The organism is Aquimarina megaterium XH134 (assembly GCF_000520975.1).
Taxonomy (GTDB): domain Bacteria; phylum Bacteroidota; class Bacteroidia; order Flavobacteriales; family Flavobacteriaceae; genus Aquimarina; species Aquimarina megaterium.
Genome location: NZ_JACB01000006.1, coordinates 206,153 through 223,247 on the forward strand (window position 1 = coordinate 206,153; position 17,095 = coordinate 223,247).

The 17,095-nt window shown below is 33.1% G+C and carries 23 protein-coding genes; 18 read left to right on the plus strand and 5 right to left on the minus strand.

Features of this window, described 5'->3' with window-relative positions; all coding sequences use genetic code 11:
- Positions 1 to 86: 86 nt before the first annotated feature.
- The 5 genes from Z053_RS0107795 to Z053_RS0107820 form a co-directional block, all read right to left on the minus strand.
- Complete coding sequence (locus Z053_RS0107795; RefSeq protein ID WP_025664481.1) at positions 87 to 287, minus strand: hypothetical protein; 201 nt, start codon at positions 285 to 287, stop codon at positions 87 to 89.
- Between the two features lie 127 nt (positions 288 to 414).
- Positions 415 to 2,121 carry a helix-turn-helix domain-containing protein gene (locus Z053_RS0107805; RefSeq protein WP_035095445.1) on the minus strand — a complete coding sequence of 569 codons (1,707 nt, stop codon included), beginning with the start codon at positions 2,119 to 2,121 and terminating at the stop codon, positions 415 to 417.
- Positions 2,118 to 2,987 (minus strand): thiopeptide-type bacteriocin biosynthesis protein, encoded by an 870-nt coding sequence (locus Z053_RS0107810; RefSeq protein WP_025664483.1) that lies wholly within the window; start codon positions 2,985 to 2,987, stop codon positions 2,118 to 2,120. The genes Z053_RS0107805 and Z053_RS0107810 overlap by 4 nt, the downstream gene beginning before the upstream one ends.
- 70 nt (positions 2,988 to 3,057) lie before the next feature.
- Positions 3,058 to 3,360, minus strand: a complete 303-nt coding sequence (locus Z053_RS0107815) for a GIY-YIG nuclease family protein (protein WP_025664484.1) — start codon at positions 3,358 to 3,360, stop codon at positions 3,058 to 3,060.
- 153 nt (positions 3,361 to 3,513) lie between these two features.
- The gene (locus tag Z053_RS0107820) at positions 3,514 to 5,799 is read right to left on the minus strand and encodes a lantibiotic dehydratase family protein (protein ID WP_025664485.1); all 2,286 of its coding nucleotides are present in this window, start codon (positions 5,797 to 5,799) and stop codon (positions 3,514 to 3,516) included.
- Between the two features lie 372 nt (positions 5,800 to 6,171).
- Between Z053_RS0107820 and Z053_RS0107825 the strand changes: the two genes are divergently transcribed.
- The 18 genes from Z053_RS0107825 to Z053_RS0107905 all read left to right on the plus strand — a co-directional run bounded on the left by Z053_RS0107825 (position 6,172) and on the right by Z053_RS0107905 (position 17,065).
- The gene (locus tag Z053_RS0107825) at positions 6,172 to 7,347 is read left to right on the plus strand and encodes an HlyD family secretion protein (RefSeq protein WP_025664486.1); all 1,176 of its coding nucleotides are present in this window, start codon (positions 6,172 to 6,174) and stop codon (positions 7,345 to 7,347) included.
- 143 nt (positions 7,348 to 7,490) lie between these two features.
- Positions 7,491 to 9,674, plus strand: coding sequence for a peptidase domain-containing ABC transporter (locus Z053_RS0107830; protein ID WP_025664487.1), 2,184 nt, complete (start codon positions 7,491 to 7,493; stop codon positions 9,672 to 9,674).
- 80 nt (positions 9,675 to 9,754) lie between these two features.
- Entirely contained in the window at positions 9,755 to 10,087 is a 333-nt protein-coding gene (locus Z053_RS28090; protein ID WP_025664488.1) for a hypothetical protein, read from the plus strand.
- Between the two features lie 21 nt (positions 10,088 to 10,108).
- A complete protein-coding gene (locus Z053_RS0107840; protein ID WP_025664489.1) occupies positions 10,109 to 10,291 on the plus strand; it encodes a hypothetical protein in 183 nt (60 codons plus the stop codon).
- A gap of 76 nt (positions 10,292 to 10,367) precedes the next feature.
- The gene (locus Z053_RS31800; RefSeq protein ID WP_025664490.1) at positions 10,368 to 10,682 is read left to right on the plus strand and encodes a hypothetical protein; all 315 of its coding nucleotides are present in this window, start codon (positions 10,368 to 10,370) and stop codon (positions 10,680 to 10,682) included.
- A 561-nt stretch (positions 10,683 to 11,243) separates the two neighbouring features.
- Positions 11,244 to 11,390, plus strand: a complete 147-nt coding sequence (locus Z053_RS31395; RefSeq protein WP_160170064.1) for a hypothetical protein — start codon at positions 11,244 to 11,246, stop codon at positions 11,388 to 11,390.
- A gap of 18 nt (positions 11,391 to 11,408) precedes the next feature.
- Entirely contained in the window at positions 11,409 to 11,570 is a 162-nt protein-coding gene (locus Z053_RS31400; RefSeq protein WP_160170065.1) for a hypothetical protein, read from the plus strand.
- A 538-nt stretch (positions 11,571 to 12,108) separates the two neighbouring features.
- Complete coding sequence (locus Z053_RS0107860; protein ID WP_025664492.1) at positions 12,109 to 12,291, plus strand: hypothetical protein; 183 nt, start codon at positions 12,109 to 12,111, stop codon at positions 12,289 to 12,291.
- Positions 12,292 to 12,337: 46 nt separating this feature from the next.
- Positions 12,338 to 12,520, plus strand: a complete 183-nt coding sequence (locus Z053_RS0107865; protein WP_025664493.1) for a hypothetical protein — start codon at positions 12,338 to 12,340, stop codon at positions 12,518 to 12,520.
- Positions 12,521 to 12,530: 10 nt separating this feature from the next.
- Complete coding sequence (locus Z053_RS31405) at positions 12,531 to 12,668, plus strand: hypothetical protein (protein ID WP_159025429.1); 138 nt, start codon at positions 12,531 to 12,533, stop codon at positions 12,666 to 12,668.
- Between the two features lie 106 nt (positions 12,669 to 12,774).
- On the plus strand, positions 12,775 to 13,338 hold the full coding sequence (locus Z053_RS0107875; RefSeq protein ID WP_025664494.1) for a hypothetical protein: 564 nt from the start codon (positions 12,775 to 12,777) through the stop codon (positions 13,336 to 13,338).
- A gap of 141 nt (positions 13,339 to 13,479) precedes the next feature.
- The gene (locus tag Z053_RS0107880; protein ID WP_025664495.1) at positions 13,480 to 15,015 is read left to right on the plus strand and encodes a vitamin K epoxide reductase family protein; all 1,536 of its coding nucleotides are present in this window, start codon (positions 13,480 to 13,482) and stop codon (positions 15,013 to 15,015) included.
- A 138-nt stretch (positions 15,016 to 15,153) separates the two neighbouring features.
- Entirely contained in the window at positions 15,154 to 15,309 is a 156-nt protein-coding gene (locus tag Z053_RS31410; protein WP_159025430.1) for a hypothetical protein, read from the plus strand.
- Positions 15,310 to 15,331: 22 nt separating this feature from the next.
- Complete coding sequence (locus Z053_RS31415) at positions 15,332 to 15,487, plus strand: hypothetical protein (RefSeq protein ID WP_160170066.1); 156 nt, start codon at positions 15,332 to 15,334, stop codon at positions 15,485 to 15,487.
- Between the two features lie 44 nt (positions 15,488 to 15,531).
- Positions 15,532 to 15,702 (plus strand): ComC/BlpC family leader-containing pheromone/bacteriocin, encoded by a 171-nt coding sequence (locus Z053_RS31045; RefSeq protein WP_152538273.1) that lies wholly within the window; start codon positions 15,532 to 15,534, stop codon positions 15,700 to 15,702.
- Positions 15,703 to 15,756: 54 nt separating this feature from the next.
- Positions 15,757 to 15,945 carry a hypothetical protein gene (locus Z053_RS0107895; RefSeq protein ID WP_025664496.1) on the plus strand — a complete coding sequence of 63 codons (189 nt, stop codon included), beginning with the start codon at positions 15,757 to 15,759 and terminating at the stop codon, positions 15,943 to 15,945.
- Positions 15,946 to 16,068: 123 nt separating this feature from the next.
- Entirely contained in the window at positions 16,069 to 16,545 is a 477-nt protein-coding gene (locus Z053_RS0107900; RefSeq protein ID WP_025664497.1) for a hypothetical protein, read from the plus strand.
- A gap of 40 nt (positions 16,546 to 16,585) precedes the next feature.
- Positions 16,586 to 17,065: a regulatory protein RecX gene (locus Z053_RS0107905; protein ID WP_025664498.1), complete on the plus strand. Its 480-nt coding sequence runs from the start codon at positions 16,586 to 16,588 to the stop codon at positions 17,063 to 17,065.
- The last annotated feature ends 30 nt before the right edge of the window (positions 17,066 to 17,095 follow it).

Here is a 17,095-nt window from a genome sequence, read left to right on the forward strand (position 1 = left end):
GTCTTGGCTTAGATACGCCAGGACGATTATTTTTTACTACTTCTTTTTGAGTACACAAGAAATATATTACAGATTATAATGTACTTTTATTCAAAAGCAATATCTTTCGTTTTATTTCCACAGTTGTAATCCTTGCTTCGGCAATTTCGAAATATAGAACCTTCACATAAATTAACTGCAGCACTTGGTACTTCTCCTGCTTTAACCTGTGATAATTTATGAGATGTTAATAAGGTAATGTTTAGCTTTTTTAATTCCAGCTTCTTTGTTTGATGTTGATTTTTCATGAGTTTTTATGTTATGAGTTCAAAACAAATGTAGGGGATAACCTTAAAAAAATAAGGCAAAAAAAGGAAGTACCAGTCTGTATTCCAAGAAATCAGACTTTTAACAAGCTCAAAAACAGATACTTAATTATTTTTCCTTTTCAAGCTGTTTGATAAAGTAAGAAGGGTAAATTCCCGTCTTTTTGTAGAAGGATTTAGAAAAAGCTTCGGTAGTATTAAATCCGATTTCGCGAGAAATCGCTTTGATGGTGTACAATCTAAATTTGGATTCGCGCTTTAGTTTTTCGATCACATACTCAATACGCAATTCATTTATATACACACTAAAGCTTTTTTTCTTATAGGTATTAATGATTTTAGATAAATATTTAGAATTAGTCTGTAGTTTTTTAGCCAACTCCCCGGTAGTAATATTCGTCGATAAATACCCTTGTTTATCTTCAAACTTTTGCAAACCCTCTATGACCGAGTTTACAATATCTTCAGAAATTCCTATCGCTTCGGGTGTGGCAGCGTGCTTATCCAATACTTCTTTCTGGATAGCTGCGTCAGGGATCGAAGCCTGCATCAATTCTTTAAAACGTTTTCTATAGCGTACATTTTTAATATAGATCAGAACAACAACAATGATCAACACCACAGCGAAAAAGACGACAATGATAAACTTTATACTGGTCTTTTTCTCCTTTTGTTCTAGAGCATCAATTAGATTTTGCTTTTCTTTTAATAATTTAGGGGTATCATATTCTAATACGATCTTTTTACTCAGGCTTTTATAATTGGTATCCAGGATACTATCTACTGCAAATAGCTTATCAATATAATATAACTGCTTATTTTTATCGTCTATCGATTTATAATAATCAATCAATAGTTCATATCCCTCTCTCATTTCCATAGAAACAAAACCTGAACGATCATAGGATTCATTAATTTTTAATAAATACTCCAGATACTTTTCATCCTCATCAAATTCTTTATAGAGTTTTGCAAGGTAAACATACGCATCAACCAATGCTTCCTCCTCTCTTGGCCTAAATTCTTCAATAAATGGTAATGCTTTGTTAATACTATCTAACGAACTTTGATACTGTTGTTTATAGTATAAATTGATCCCTTCATGTAACACAAAAAAATGATAAATATCTAAACTATCTTTAAGGGATTCTTGTATTCCTTTCGTATTATAAAAAGTAGTCGAATCTTTATATTCCAGTTTTCTATACGTATCTGCTAAATGTAGCATAGTTACCAAATGTTCTGCACCACTTATATTATTTTTATCTTCATAATCTATGACTTCTTTATATATTATAGCTGCTTCTTCAAATTCTCCTATATCCTCTTTTAAGCTAGCAATGTTATGTTTGGTTAAATAATAAAAATCAATATTATTTGATGTGCTAGCATGCCTTAAAGCTGCCAGATAATTATCCAGAGCTTTACTATAATCCCCTATTCCTCTGTACTCTCCTCCTCTAATAGAATACGGTACTGCAGGATATAGCATATCATTTAAGTTTTCGCTTACAGCAATAGAACTATCTAGATACGCAATTTTTTCAGGGAATTTATTTTTATAAATAAACATTGTAGATTTATATGCCTTAGCTAGAGAAAGGGGATCATTTTTTTGTTTTGCTTTGGCAAGTAGTGTATTTGCATAAATTTCATATTTGAGAGTATCGCGATAGTATTGATAACTTAATTCTTCAACCTCATCAAACGTTTTATTCTTTAACGAATCCGGGATGGTAAACGCACTTGTATCCTGGGCAATCCCCGGGATCATATATAAAAAAAAGATACTAACGATGAGTGCTAGTTTTTTCATGATACAGTATAGCTTACTTTTGTTTTTTGATATCGCACTAAAAAATCATAACACACCAACTCATAAAATCGTTGTTTGGATCTAAAGGCACGGTTTACCAGCATATGTATATAACTGCTTAGCAAATCGTCTAATGGCATTTCTAACTGCTTATCTTGCTGTGCTTCCATAATCTTTTGTACAACTCCTAACGATTGTTTTGCTTTGTGATCCAGTAAATCATCCAGGATGTTATAGTCTTCCTGCATAGAAGTTGTCTCTAAAAAAGAAGAAAGCTTGCTTTTTAGTCCCCTATATTTTTTATCTAATTGTTTATTTAGTCCTTTATCTGCATGAAATTCTCGTTTAAATCCCAGGCTGTTTCGGGTTACCAACTCTAATTTTTGTTGTTGCTCATAACCAAAACTGTTTAATAACCTATCGATCGCTTTTACTACAAATAAAAAGTACAATTCTTCATCTTCGATCAACGCTATGGCATCTAGCAGCATGGCACTATCATAAAAAAATAAGGTTTCAGAGGCATCTATAGTATTTGTACCATAACGTTCTAATTCTCGTATATAGGTATCGGTTTGTAGTTTATATACTACCCGCTGTTCTACATAATGTTGCATCGCAGCATTAATCTGTAGGATCACGGTTCCTATTGCGCGTATATCGGGTAAACGAAATCGTATCCTGATATGAAAATCGGGGTCTCCGTACCGTATAAAAAACCAGGAATCGATTAGTCCTTGTTCTAATAATTGCGCTGTGAGTGGTTTTATAGTTTCGGTAAGGATGACATCAGACGTACGGGCACCACAATATATTTTATAATATAGCCACTCATCCCCCAGTATATATGTTCTTTTTGTACTCATGTAGTATCCCCCTTGTTTTGTGTTTTTACTGCTTTGTCATTCCTGCGTAGGCAGGAATCCAAAAATGATCTTAATCATACCAATCAGAAGCCAGGTCATTCCAATCTTTGTTATCTTCTTCAATTAGGTTTATTTTCCATTGTTGCTTCCATGCCTTTAATCTTTTCTCTCTTTCTATTGCATCATTAACATACTGATATATCCCAAAATATATTAACTTATCCAAATCATATTTTTTAGTAAATCCATCAACATATTTGCTTCTATGCTCAAAAACCCTTCTTTCCAGATTATTTGTCATACCTATATATAATGTCCCATTCTTTTTATTGGTTAGAATATATACCGCATATTGATGTCTTGGTTTTAACATTTCAATTCAATTGTGGATCCCAGCCTGCGCTTGGATGACAAAGTCATTTGAATTATTGTTCTTTATACTTTTTCTTTTCAACATCCTTTCTCAATTATGGATCCCAGCCTACGCTGGGATGACAAATTACTAGGATGACAACAATGATCTTAATCACACCTCAACTGCTTTTAATGCTTCTGTGTTCTTTCTTGCCTCCTCTAGTTTTTCTTTATTATACAGCGAGATTACAAACTGGTTGGTATAACTCATACCTTCTTGCTGCACAATACCTTTTTGCTCACTAGACTGTCCTTCTTCTGCAAATAAAAACTCTTCTAATACACATGTTTTTTTATTTTTTATGGTATCTAACCACATATTTATCGAGTTCGTATTCTCCATATGGATCAGCAAAGTATTATCCCCATCGATCAATTGTACCATCTTGGGTATATTGTGTTTTGCCCTCCAGGCGGTTATCATTGCAATCCTATCGTTTTCACTATTCTCTTTTAGAAAAGGCAAATCAGCCATAGTGATCTTCCATCGGGCTTTTGCCAATATAAACTCTTTATATACCACTCTAGGTAAAAAAGTATGCTTCTCTAACGCTTCACCCCAATAAAACCCAAGACCTGGTCGACCGCCTTGCTTTTGTACATCACATAAGAAATGATATACCGGCAATGCATTAGCACTATAATTATGAGCATTAGTCAAACGAGGGATAATTTCTTTATTAAGTATTTTAGAGCGTAGTATAATACGACCATATTGCACCGATATCATTAGATCTGATATGGCAACCTGCTGCTCTATAGGTACATTAGATTTTCCTAAATACGGGATTTCATACTCACGTATGGTTGCCCTGCGAATTACATTACCTGTCCTGGATTCTGGTAAATGAACAACTTCGGCCAGGATCTGGTTTTGATACATTTCTTGTTCTACAGCTGCAATACCTTGTACATGTTTTAAAATATCCTCATTTCCGGTAGAAAACCGTCCTAACAGATTCGCCGCAGAGGACCCTCCTACAGAAGAAAATATCATCTTTTCTTCACCATCAACCCTTGCAATTTGAGCAATCGTAGACATGGTATCGGGCAAATCGTTCCAGTCTAATTCGAGATGTTCAACATCCTTATCTTCGAGCGATAGCGTATATTGGTTTTCTTTATGTATATGTTGTAATTTCTTATTTAGAATTTCCTGTACTGGGGTCCAGTGCATTTCTTGTTTGGAAGCTGGTTTGGAAGGGATATACAGATCGTCTAAAAAAGAAGTAGAGTCATTAGCACTCTGATGCTGAAGGTATCCAATACCTACCTCGGTATCTAAAGCAGTAGCCAGGGGAATTTCCTGAGTTTCGTATCGCTTTGTAAATGCATCTTTAAACCGTTGCAAGTGGGTTTCTGATGAAGCGCTATTCATTCTGTTTAACAGCTCTAGTGCTCGCGTTAGCTTATACCCCCATCGTATATTTAATTGATTAGACTGTGCCTGAGTATACATATCGGTCTGAAAAAGATATTTTAACTCAAAAGGCGTTTCTAGTTTCGCTACCCGCTCACTAAGTTTTAGGTATTCGCCAGATCCATTACCCAGTTTCTGATCTATTTGTTCCAGAAATTTTTTATAGTAATCAATTTCTGTTAGTATAGCATCGGTACCTTCTATCTCACTCAAACAGGTTTCTAACTGTTCTAAAAAATCATCCCCGGTTACAGAGGGTTCTATTTCGCTCACCAGGATTTGATTGTCTATCAATTCGTCTATAAATTCTGAAGCTTCTTCGTGTGTAATTTCGTCATCAACCAGTAGAGAAGCTAATTCTTTTATTTTTTTACCAGTCCTGGCACTCTCGATTATAGCTTCGAGATACTCTGCATAGGCCACTGCCTCTATAGAATGTTCTCGTCGATTATATTGATTATACTTATATTCGATATATCGATATTGATCTCCGATTTTATACAGGCTATTATTAGTATACCACAATAGTTGTTTTTTGATGACTTCTTCTTTGGCCATCTTTTGTGAGAACGCTACCAAAAAGTTCATATCAAATCGCGTTTGTCTTTGATGAGTATCATAATTAGACAATTCTATTGCTGTAGTCTTACCAAAGGTTCCTATACTACAACCAGCAAATAATCCAAAGGGAGTACAACGCGAACTCATCCTGGATAAATATTTTAACAAAGATGATTCTAATCGTTTCTTCTTTTTAACATCTTCGAGTTGCCCCGACAACCATTTCTCGATTTCAGAAAATAACTCTGGTGATGCCAGAAAAATAGCTTCTCTAATACTGTCATTTTTCCAGACATCTTTAAACATTTCTACAGGGATGTCCTTCTCTTTGGTAAGGTTATGATAAAAATCTAATGGTAAAAGGGGAGTTCTTAGACAAAACTGATCAAAGAAGGTATATGGATTTTTTAGTTTCAAGAGGTGTTGGTATTATTCTATACTTATTTAACAGGATATAAATATACTATTTTCTGTTTTAAGATTTCTTTTAGATAATTATAACAAAACTATATGATAATCAACCGATTACTATTTTAAACTAAAGGTCTGCATTCTGCGAATTCCGTGTTTGTTTTCAGGAATCACGACTTCTTTCCCTTGTTTTTGGGGCTTTATCAAGGGTATATTTGATCAAATCAAAAAACGTAGCAGTCGCTTTAGTTTCACTCAAAAAAATCAAAACTTATGATACACGTACTGATCAATTTCATTTCACAATTCACCACTTTTCTGATGGATCATTTTATCATTATGTATCAATCCATTGTTAACGTTTAAAGAATATCCAGCATGAAACAGTTATTTCCAAAAGAAATTATAGAAAACACCATAGAGGTACATCAGTTTGAGCATAGTAGCAGAAGTAAAATGATCTACACAACAATATTGGTTGCTTTTGTCATTGCATTAGCCCTTTTGCCATTTATCAAGATCGATATCTATACCACAGCAAGAGGAATGTTAAGACCTAGTAAAGAACGTATTGCTATTACTCCGCTTCAATCGGGTAAAGTTGTTTTTGTAAATATGATTGATAATCAAAAAGTAAATAAAGGGGATACCTTGCTTATGACCAATACGTCGGTAGTAAAGGAACAAATTACCCGGTCCTCGACACAGATTAAAGAGACCGAGCAGTTTATTGCAGATTGCGAATATCTGATCAATACGGCTAAGCCGAAATTTAATAACATACAATCGGCACGTTACCAAAAAGAGTATCTGTACTTCACTCAAAAAATACAAGAGCTAAGAACCCGATTTGAAAAAACAAAAATCGATTACCTGCGTAACCAAAAACTGTATGAAAAAGGGGTGGTCGCCAAAGTCGATTATGAGAATAGTGCTTTTGAGCATCAACTGGCATCGAGTACACTGCAGCAATACCGAAAACAACAAAAAAATAACTGGCAGGCTACAGTAACAGAGTACCACAACACCATAAGAGAATTAAAAGGTGGATTAACACAACTAAAACAGAATCAAAAAGAACTGTTGATTACAGCACCAATTGACGGAATTCTTAAAAATGTTTTAGGTATCGAGCCAGGTAGTCTAATCGCAGGAGGACTAACTATTGCCGAAATATCTCCCGATACGGGACTGGTTGCAGAATGTTACCTCTCGCCATCGGATATAGGATTAGTGAGTCGAAATAAATCGGTGAATTTTCAGATCGATGCTTTTAACTATAACCAATGGGGACTGGCTACCGGAAAAATTCTGGAGATCAGTAAAGATGTAGACATCATTAATGAACGACCTGTTTTTAAAGTACGCTGTGCTATCGACCAGGGCCATCTCGAACTTAAAAATGGTTTTAAAGGAAGTTTCAACAAAGGGATGACGCTAAGCGCACGATTTCAACTTACGCAACGTACCCTGTATGAATTACTTTATGACAAAGTAGATGATTGGCTTAACCCATCGAGTCCCACTATAGCAGAAGCAGTATATGCTAAATAATGATTACTGAATATTGAAAAAATGAATATGGAAATGATAAGTAAAAAAACCTGTTACACTCTTTAAAAACAAAGTTTTGTAAGTGAGACAGAAGATATATAAGTCTCAACACTCACTACTCTTATCTCAATACTAAATAAATTATGGCTAAAACAAAAATAAAACAACACGATATCACTGATTGCGGTGCGGCTTGCCTGGCATCAATTTCGGCACATTATAAATTGCAACTGCCAATCGCACGTATTCGACAGTTTGCAAGTACCGATAAAAAAGGAACCAATGTATTGGGATTAATCGAAGCTGCCGATAAACTCGGGTTTGAAGCCAAAGGAGTACGTGGGGACCTGGACAGTTTGTTTAAAATCCCTAAACCTGCCATCGCTCATGTAATCGTGAATGAGAAATTACATCATTATGTAGTGATCTACGAAGTGACTAAAGAGCACATCAAAATAATGGATCCGGGAGATGGTAGGTTTCACAAAAAAACCCATGAAGAGTTTAACAAAGAATGGACAGGCGTATTGGTATTACTACTACCAAAAGAAGATTTTACAACAGGTAACGAAAAAGTATCAGTTTATAAACGATTCTGGTTTTTATTAAGACCTCATAAAGGAGTATTGATACAGGCATTTGTTGGAGCGATCATCTTTACATTATTAGGGTTCTCTACCTCGATATACATCCAAAAACTTACCGATCATGTTTTTATGGGTACCAGTACCAAACTACTTAATCTGTTAGGAATCGTTATGGTCACATTATTACTTCTAAAACTAATAGTAGGAGCATACAAAGATGTTTTCCTGATCAAAACCGGGCAACAGATCGATTCGCGACTGATTCTTGGGTACTATAAACACCTGTTAAAACTACCTCAACAATTTTTTGATACCATGCGGGTGGGAGAGATCATCTCCCGAATCAATGATGCCGTAAAAATCAGAAACTTTATCAATGGGGTAGCTTTAAACTTAACGGTTAATATCCTAATCCTGGTGTTCTCTTTTGGATTGATGTTTACCTACTATTGGAAACTAGCACTGATCATGCTGGCAATTATCCCAATTTATGCAATCATATATATAATCACCAATAAGCTGAATAAGCGCACAGAACGAGGGATTATGGAAAAATCTGCAGATCTTGAAAGTCAGTTGGTAGAATCTCTAAATGCTGTAGGAACTATCAAAAGATTTGGTCTTGAAGGCTTTGCCAATATTAAAACAGAAACCCGCTTTATTGGGTTATTAAAAACAGGATACAAATCTGCATTAAACAGTGTATTTTCTAACTCCAGTACCGGTACTATTGCACAATTATTTACCATCATCCTATTATGGAGCGGCTCTTTTTTTGTGATTCAAAAAGAAATTACTGCCGGAGAACTTATGGCCTTTTATGCCATTATAGGATATTTTACCAGCCCTGTTGCCAGTTTAATTAGTGCCAATAAGCAAATCCAAAATGCATTGATTGCTGCAGACCGTTTGTTTGAGATCATGGACCTGGAACGCGAAGAAGGTGAGCAGAAAATAAAACTCACAAAAGATAGCATTGGTGATATCAATTTCTCTAATGTAGGGTTTAGATATGGATCCAGAGTAGAAGTTTTTAAGGATTTTAATCTTGAGATTCAGACAGGAAAAATCACAGCCATTATCGGGGAGAGTGGTTCGGGAAAATCTACTCTGATGTCTCTACTACAAAATATTTATCCTATCCAGAAAGGGCAAATATCTATAGGAAATCAGGATCTGAAACACATCGAGAATGGTAGCCTTAGAGACCTGGTAAGTGTAGTGCCACAAAAAATAGATCTGTTCGCAGGTAATGTGATAGACAATATTGCAGTAGGAGAATTTGCTCCCGATGTAGAGCGTATTATGGAGGTATGTAAAGCCATAGGTATTCTTGAATTTATAGAAAATCTGCCCAATAGCTTTGCTACGTATCTGGGAGAAAACGGGGCTACCTTATCTGGAGGACAAAAACAACGTATTGCCATTGCCAGAGCATTGTATAAAAATCCTGAAGTATTGGTCCTGGACGAAGCTACCTCTTCACTAGATAGTACTTCAGAAAATTATATACAGAGAGCAGTACAAAGTTTGCGTGATCAGGATAAAACCATCATCATTATTGCCCACCGGTTAAGTACAGTGATTAATGCCGATAAAATTGTAGTACTCGAAAAAGGGAAAGTAGTAGAAGAAGGAAATCATGAAGTATTATATGCCCGACAGGAAAAATACTATGAACTATGGCAAAAACAAATGCCAGTAGTAGATCATATCCCTAAAATAAATGCTGTTGCATAACTAGAAGATGGTTCGGTAAAATTTAATTGATAATTATGTTTTTAAAATGCTAAAAAACTTTTTAATCTAAATATTTGGTTATGAAAAAAATAGAGCGTCAAATTGAAGTCATAGAACGATTAAATCGGTTGATACGATTAGGAAAAACGGGAACTCCTGATCAATTATCCGAAAAATTGGAAATCTCAAAAGCATCTTTGTTTCAGATTCTTGGAGTAATGAAACAACTTAATGCTCCTATTGTATTTGATATCACACTACAGAGTTATGTCTATGAAGAATCTGTAAACTTTACTTATGGTTTTTACACCCGTAAACTTTATGGAGAAGAAGTACTAGAGGTATCTTCTTATAATGCTCAAAGTATTATGATGCAAGTAGATTTTAAATACCCAAGCTTAAGAATAGTATAATAACATTTAAAGAATAAACTTATGAAAAATTATGATCCACAAAAAAACGAAAGCAACCTAACAGAACGTAAATTAGAAAACGATTTTTTACAACAAGAAATCAATGATCCAGAACTAAAACATGTGATATCTGATGTTATTTCCTACTCTGAAGAGTACGAAATCTATATAGATCATGATGATATGAACGATTGGATGTTGTAAAAGGATTACGCATCGATTTACAACATGCAATCACACCAATCATTAAACTGCTTTATTAATCAAAAAACAAACAATTATGAATATTATCATCAAGCAAATCGAAATGATCGAGAGAATTGACCGACTCATACGCCTACAAGCCACGGGAACTCCTGTAGAGCTAGCATCAAGACTAGGAATCTCTAGAGCGCAAACCTATAGGATTATTGATATTATGAAAGAGCTAAATGCTCCTATCACTTATGATTTTACAATACAGAGTTTTGTATATGAAGAAACTGTAGGTTTTAAATTTGGGTTTTATACAAAAGAACTCGACGCCACAGAGATTAGATCTGTTAGTGGAGGAAATTCTTTTGAAAGATTACAATACCTGGCTGCCAGCATATAAAATGAAATCTCGCAAGTACAACCATAGACAAAAGGATTTATATCATTTATTTATAATACTTCCTATAATTATAAATTGTTCAATATAGGTAAACAGAAAAATCATGAAATCAATTCTATTACTAATTGTATATCATACTTATGTTTAACGCAACTATATAAATACACGAACCTAAATTTGGAGAGTAAAATGAAAAAATCTTTTGAATAAAAATCCTGGAAAATCAATTTTCCGGGATTTTTTATTTCCCCAATCGACTTTATCATTTTAACGTGAATAATGGGTAAGAAATTTTCGTCGGTTTGAGTGCCAAATCTCTGATTTGGTATATCGAAAACAAGAAAATTTATAGCTAAAAAGTACTTCTCGATACTAAATTCTTATAGAATTTCACTCGAAGTGACGTATCTGCTCTTATCCATTATTCACATCATTTAATAAACTTTATAAGAGCATCTCATAAAATGAGATCATCGCATACTATCATTGTAGTATAAAAGAGATAGCGTAGCTGTATTTACAGCTGTAACAACAAAATCATTAATCATTAAATCGTAAAAAATGAAAAATTTAAGTAACAAAGAGGCATTAGAAACCAATGGAGGGTCAGCATTTCCTATTCCTAGTTGGTTACAGCCTTTAGCAGATTATTTTTTTGGTGTACCAAAAGAAGAAAAGGAAAACCATACAAATTCAAATAATCACTAATTACAAAAACATAAAAAAATGAAAAACTTAAACAACTACAACGTTCAGGAGCTGCAATCAAACGAACTTTTTAACAACAACGGAGGTACTTTATTAATATCTGCTACTACACGTAAAATCATTTGCGAAGTTACCACCGGTTTTTTCAATATTCCGACTACTTCATTTACACTATCATAATTATTGATAGTAAAAAAGAAAAGATCAAAAGAATTAGATTGTAAAAAAACGAACCATTTGAATTGATAACACATCAGTGTTTGCATTGTAAAAAAAGAGTCTTGTAGTAACAAGACTCTTTTTTTTGCTTTATGCTAAATAGCACTCTTCTTTCCTGAAAAAGTATTAAGGAAGTTACAGCAATTCTATTTCTGAAAAAAACTTAACAACTATAGTATACTATCCCGAAATAAATACTAGGGCAGACTAGACTCTAAGAACCATGAATAGTGAAGCGCTTAATAGATGTTGAAATGGTATTGATGCTTTGTTATTGCCCTACATATCATGTCTTACTTAAAAATAATCATGAAAAAATGAAAAAAAAATATCAGTCTCACAAGATGAGACAGCCCCACCGTATCATTGTACTGTGAAAGGGAAACAACAAAGCTTTTCACGATTGTTGCAACAACAAAAAAGAGTTTACATATCGATTTGACGGAATGGATAGTGTAAGCATAAATTAAAAAAATCATTAATCATTAAATCGTAAAAAATGAAAAATTTGAACAACTTAGAATTTCAAGAATTATCAAAACAAGAAGCAACAGAAATTAACGGAGGTATCGTTTGTGGTGGATTCTGTGTAGGAGCTCTTATCGTAATTGGAGTTGGTGCTTTAGGTCTAGGTATATACAACGGATACCAGGATGAAAAAGACAAGCACGAAAAGAAATAAGAAAAAATTTAAAACAAAACATTAATTAATTAAAAAAACAAATAACATGAATACTTTAGAATTAAACGTAACAGAATTATCAAGCAAAGAATTAAGAACTTTAGAAGGTGGTGTTATCGATCCTATCACTGTAACAGCAGCTGGAGCAGCAGTAGTACTTGCAGCTATCGGTGGACTTTATAAAGCTGGAGAAGCTATAGGAAAAGGACTTTACCACCTTTTTAACTAATATAACTATCATGGGTATATTTCAAAAAGGTAGTGGTGTTGATATTACTCCTTATTTAGAATATGTTGTACTTGCAATCGTTGCAGTAATCTTTTTCTATAACGCTGGAGTTGCGATAGGTAAATTTATCTATCATATTAAACACTAGACCACTAAAATAACCCTCTGGTATATTGCCAAGAGGGTTATTTATTTTATTAAAAAAACACCACAATTCGTGCTGAACTTGTTTCAGTCTCAAAAAATCTAATATCATGGAATCAAAAGTTTTAATACATATTATAAAAGAAATAGAAACAACAGAAAATACAATACAGGTAGAAGAATTTATTACCGATTTATTTGTGTATACCAAGCAAAAAGATAATGATGTTTTCTATAGAAAAGATGAAGATAAAATGTATGCTGTAAACAAAATAGCAAAAAACATAACACCTATTTCATTAGATCAAAGGCAACAACAAGCTGATCAATTTAAAAAACTATTTTCTCAAATAGACGTTGAGCATAAAGCAGAAGAAAATAGCCGAAGCATAAGTATTGATGGTAAAGGCAATATCGTAACCATATCGGGAGAAGTAAAAATATCTAAATTTCCTGACCTTGAACATACAGCTAATCTTGGAGCGTATAAATTATTAAGCAAATCATCTTTGGTAGATATCGATATGGAAAATAACGAAATCACCAATTATGCAGATATTAATATTAATGTACAGGGGAAAAGAATTAAAAATAAAACCGTGATAAAAAACATTGAGGTTTTAACCACCGATATTAATCGATATGATTATTTACTCAATTATTCGGTAAACTAACCTCTCTGATCTTCTATGCATATAGAAATCTATATATAAAAAGAATTGATTTTCAGATGATCTTTTGAATTCTATGATCGTTCGGCTATCTGAAAATGTATTGCATTCACTCTATTGTATAACCGAAAAAAACATTTTATTTTGGATCAAACGGTATTAAAAATTCTTCTGCAACTTAAAAGAGAACTCTCATTAGAAATTCCTAATGAGAAATTAGAATCACTTTTGCTTAGTCATCAGGATTATCCCAGTATCTTTTCTTTTTCTGATACATTAAAAAAAATAGGTGTCGAAAATAAGGCAGGCAGAATCTCATCGGATCAATTACTGAAATTATCTCCTATTTTTCTAGCGTATTCTATAGAAGAAGGCCTGGTAATCGTTACTAACATTTCGGGTGCCGAAATACGCTATTATAGTGGTAATAGTAATACCCTTATTGTAGAAAGTTTTGAGGACTTCTTACAGAAATGGAATGGTATTGTTCTTTTGATTGATACCGATGCTATTGTTGAAATGTCTAAAGAAGATCTGGCTCGCGAAAAACTAAAAAGAACGAAGCATTTTGGAGCTTTGTCTTTATTAGCTATTCTTATCACCTTATCGATAAAAAGTTATCATGGAGTATTTAATCTGTTCTTACTTACAAAATTAGCAGGAACTCTTATTAGTTTACTAATAGTATATACCGAGGTTAGCATCATACATAAATCTAAATTCTGTAAATCTAATGATCATATAAGCTGCGAAGGTGTCTTAAACTCTGGGGCTTCTAAAATTTTTTCCTGGCTTTCTATGTCAGATTTAGGGTTATTATACTTTTCAGGAAGTTTTATATCGATTTGCATTGCTTCGATGGCCTCCAATTTTAAAAGTGTTGCTTTTTTGATAAGTATACTCTCCTTTTTTACATTTCCATATATATTTTTTTCTATTTACTATCAATATAAAATAGTAAAGAAATGGTGCATGTTGTGCCTGGTAATCCAGGGGATATTTTTTATAGAAACCTTACTTTCTTCATATTTTCTTTTTAACAACAATTTCGAATCATCTATAAATGGATTTCTCATACCTGGTATTTCTTTTTCATTAATCATCATTATATGGTCTTATCTAAAAAACCCTGTATATAAATATTTTCAATTTAAAGAAAGTATGTACAAATACGTAAGGCTAAAAAACAATCCCGAAGTTTTTACACTACTACAAGAGAAAGAGAACCTTATTAATACTGCTTTTACTGAAAATCATATTGTATTCGAAAATTCTAAGGACATCGATAAAAGAGCAGCTTTGGTCATAAATCCTTATTGTCACCTCTGTGCAAAGGAGTTTCAAAAAATCCTTGAAATCAATAAAACTTCTGAGGGGATCAATTTCTCATTGATTTTTTCTGATACCGACAGCAATGAAATCTCACAATTTCTTATTGAGCTGTATTATAAAAAGACAAAATCAGAATTCCTATCCGTATTAAGTAAGTGGTTTGAACACAAAAATTTAAATACACTAAAGGAAAAGTATGCCATAGAAATATCTGAAAAATCGAGAACAACTTATGCCCAACACAAAAAATGGTGTACCCAGAATAATATTTTGCAAACTCCGCTTACTATTTTTAATAATAGAAAATTATCAAATCACTATACCATAGAAGATCTTATCACATTCTAATAGTGTTTTCCATACTTTTTTTCAAAAAAAATATAGCGTCTCATAAGATGAGACATTCAACTCTTATCATTGTACTATCAAAAGGAATTGAAAAGATTTATTACCATAAAATAACTATTAATCATAAAAACGTAAAAAATGAAAAATTTAGAAAAACTTGGAGTTCAATCGTTAAGTACTACTGAAACCAGAGAAACACAGGGAGGTATAATTTTCCCGGGACTTTACACAAGCTTAGTAACCGAGGCTATCATCTTTGTACACAATGTAAAAAAAGTAATCAAACAATTATAACAAATTGCAAAAATTAAGTGTCATGAAAAATCAAGTTATAAGCCAGTACACATTATTATCATCAAAAGAAATCACAACCATTAATGGTGGTTGCGGAGGAGAGGACATTGAGTGTCCAGAATTAGAGTTATTACAAGAAGTATTAGACAATTTAAAACATCTACTAGCAGTGCTCTAAGCACTTTAGCATTATTAATAATCATCAATCTTAAAACGAAAATCATGAAAAATTTAAAATCATTCGAAGCATTAAACAACGATCAATTAAATACCATTAATGGTGGTTTGGTTATTCCAAATCTGGGAGATCTGGATACATTTCCAATTGTACCATTTGGTGATCCTAGAGAATGGGATAACTATTTTCCTAAAAAAGAAACTTCTAGTTTCTAAACTACTTTAATTTCATCAATCATCATTATATCATCAATCTTAAAACGAAATCGCATGAAAAGTTATAAAACTGCATCCTTTCAGGAATTAAATGCATCAGAACTAATCACAATAGAAGGTGGTGCTTTTTTTCCTGCAATTTCTACCTCTGATACACCAGGATTGCCTGGACTTGACCACCAATTTAATAAAGATTGGGGATGGGTCGGGAGCGGTCCCGGAGGTCAAAATACTAGCTTGTAAACTAATGAGTAAAGTTAGTGAGTTCATTTTCTCCTATAATCTATTTGGTTATAGGAGAATTATGCTTCTAAGCTTTTCTTTATAAAAGAATATTCAATTCTATATATCTCAAAAACATACACCATGACAAACGAAAAAGAACTACTCTATAAAATCCTTGAAAACTTTAATGGAATGGGGAAAATCGAAGCTTATGATCTAACCCATAAGCTAGAAACTCTTTTGTTTTATGCATCTAATCCAGTTAATGCCAAGGAACTTAAACAACTCATAGTTTCTGATATGGATCATGATCATGAAATTGATCCTTTTCATTTTACTATTCTGCCAAATGGTAATTTTTGTGAGTTTGTAGGTTGTAATAATTGGATGCATGTTTACAAAGAAAACAAGAGGATATTACCTGATTGGCCTGTTTTTGAAACTTATTATTTTAAAACAAGATATGCTCCTTTAGAACTTAAAAAACTAACCAAAAAAAATCTGTTACAAGATGTAAAAGAAAAAAATGAAGACGAAAAAGTAAGAGCCTTTTTAAAGCAATATAATGTTTGTAAAAAGGATGTAGTGACCAACAGATTATTAATTTTAGAAGCATAACTTTTGGGGTAATTATAAAAGTCACTGTACATTTGTGGTCATGTATAGAAATCCCATTACATCTATAACCGTAGCCGAGGCATTACGAAAAATGGAACGCTATTGTGCCTACCAGGAACGTTGTCATAAAGATGTAGAGGATAAATTAAGGACTATGAAACTTATTCCAGAGGCTAAAGAAAAAATTATTCTACATCTTCTGGATCAAAATTTCCTTAATGAAGAACGTTTTGCCAAAGCGTTTGCCCGAGGGAAATTTAATATCAAAAAATGGGGTAAACAACGAATAGTACGTGAACTCAAATTTCGTAATATCTCACCTTACAATATAAAAACGGCACTTAAAGAAATACCCGAAAAAGATTATTTTGAAACTTTTCATAAGCTTGCCGAAAAAAAATACTACAGTATTACTGAGCAGGACAAAAACAAAAAACGTAAAAAACTTATAGACTATCTTTTGTATCGGGGATGGGAAACCACTCTTGTTTATGAAAAAGTGAATGAGTTAATTCTATGACGTAAAAAGGAGCAATATATCAATTTAGAA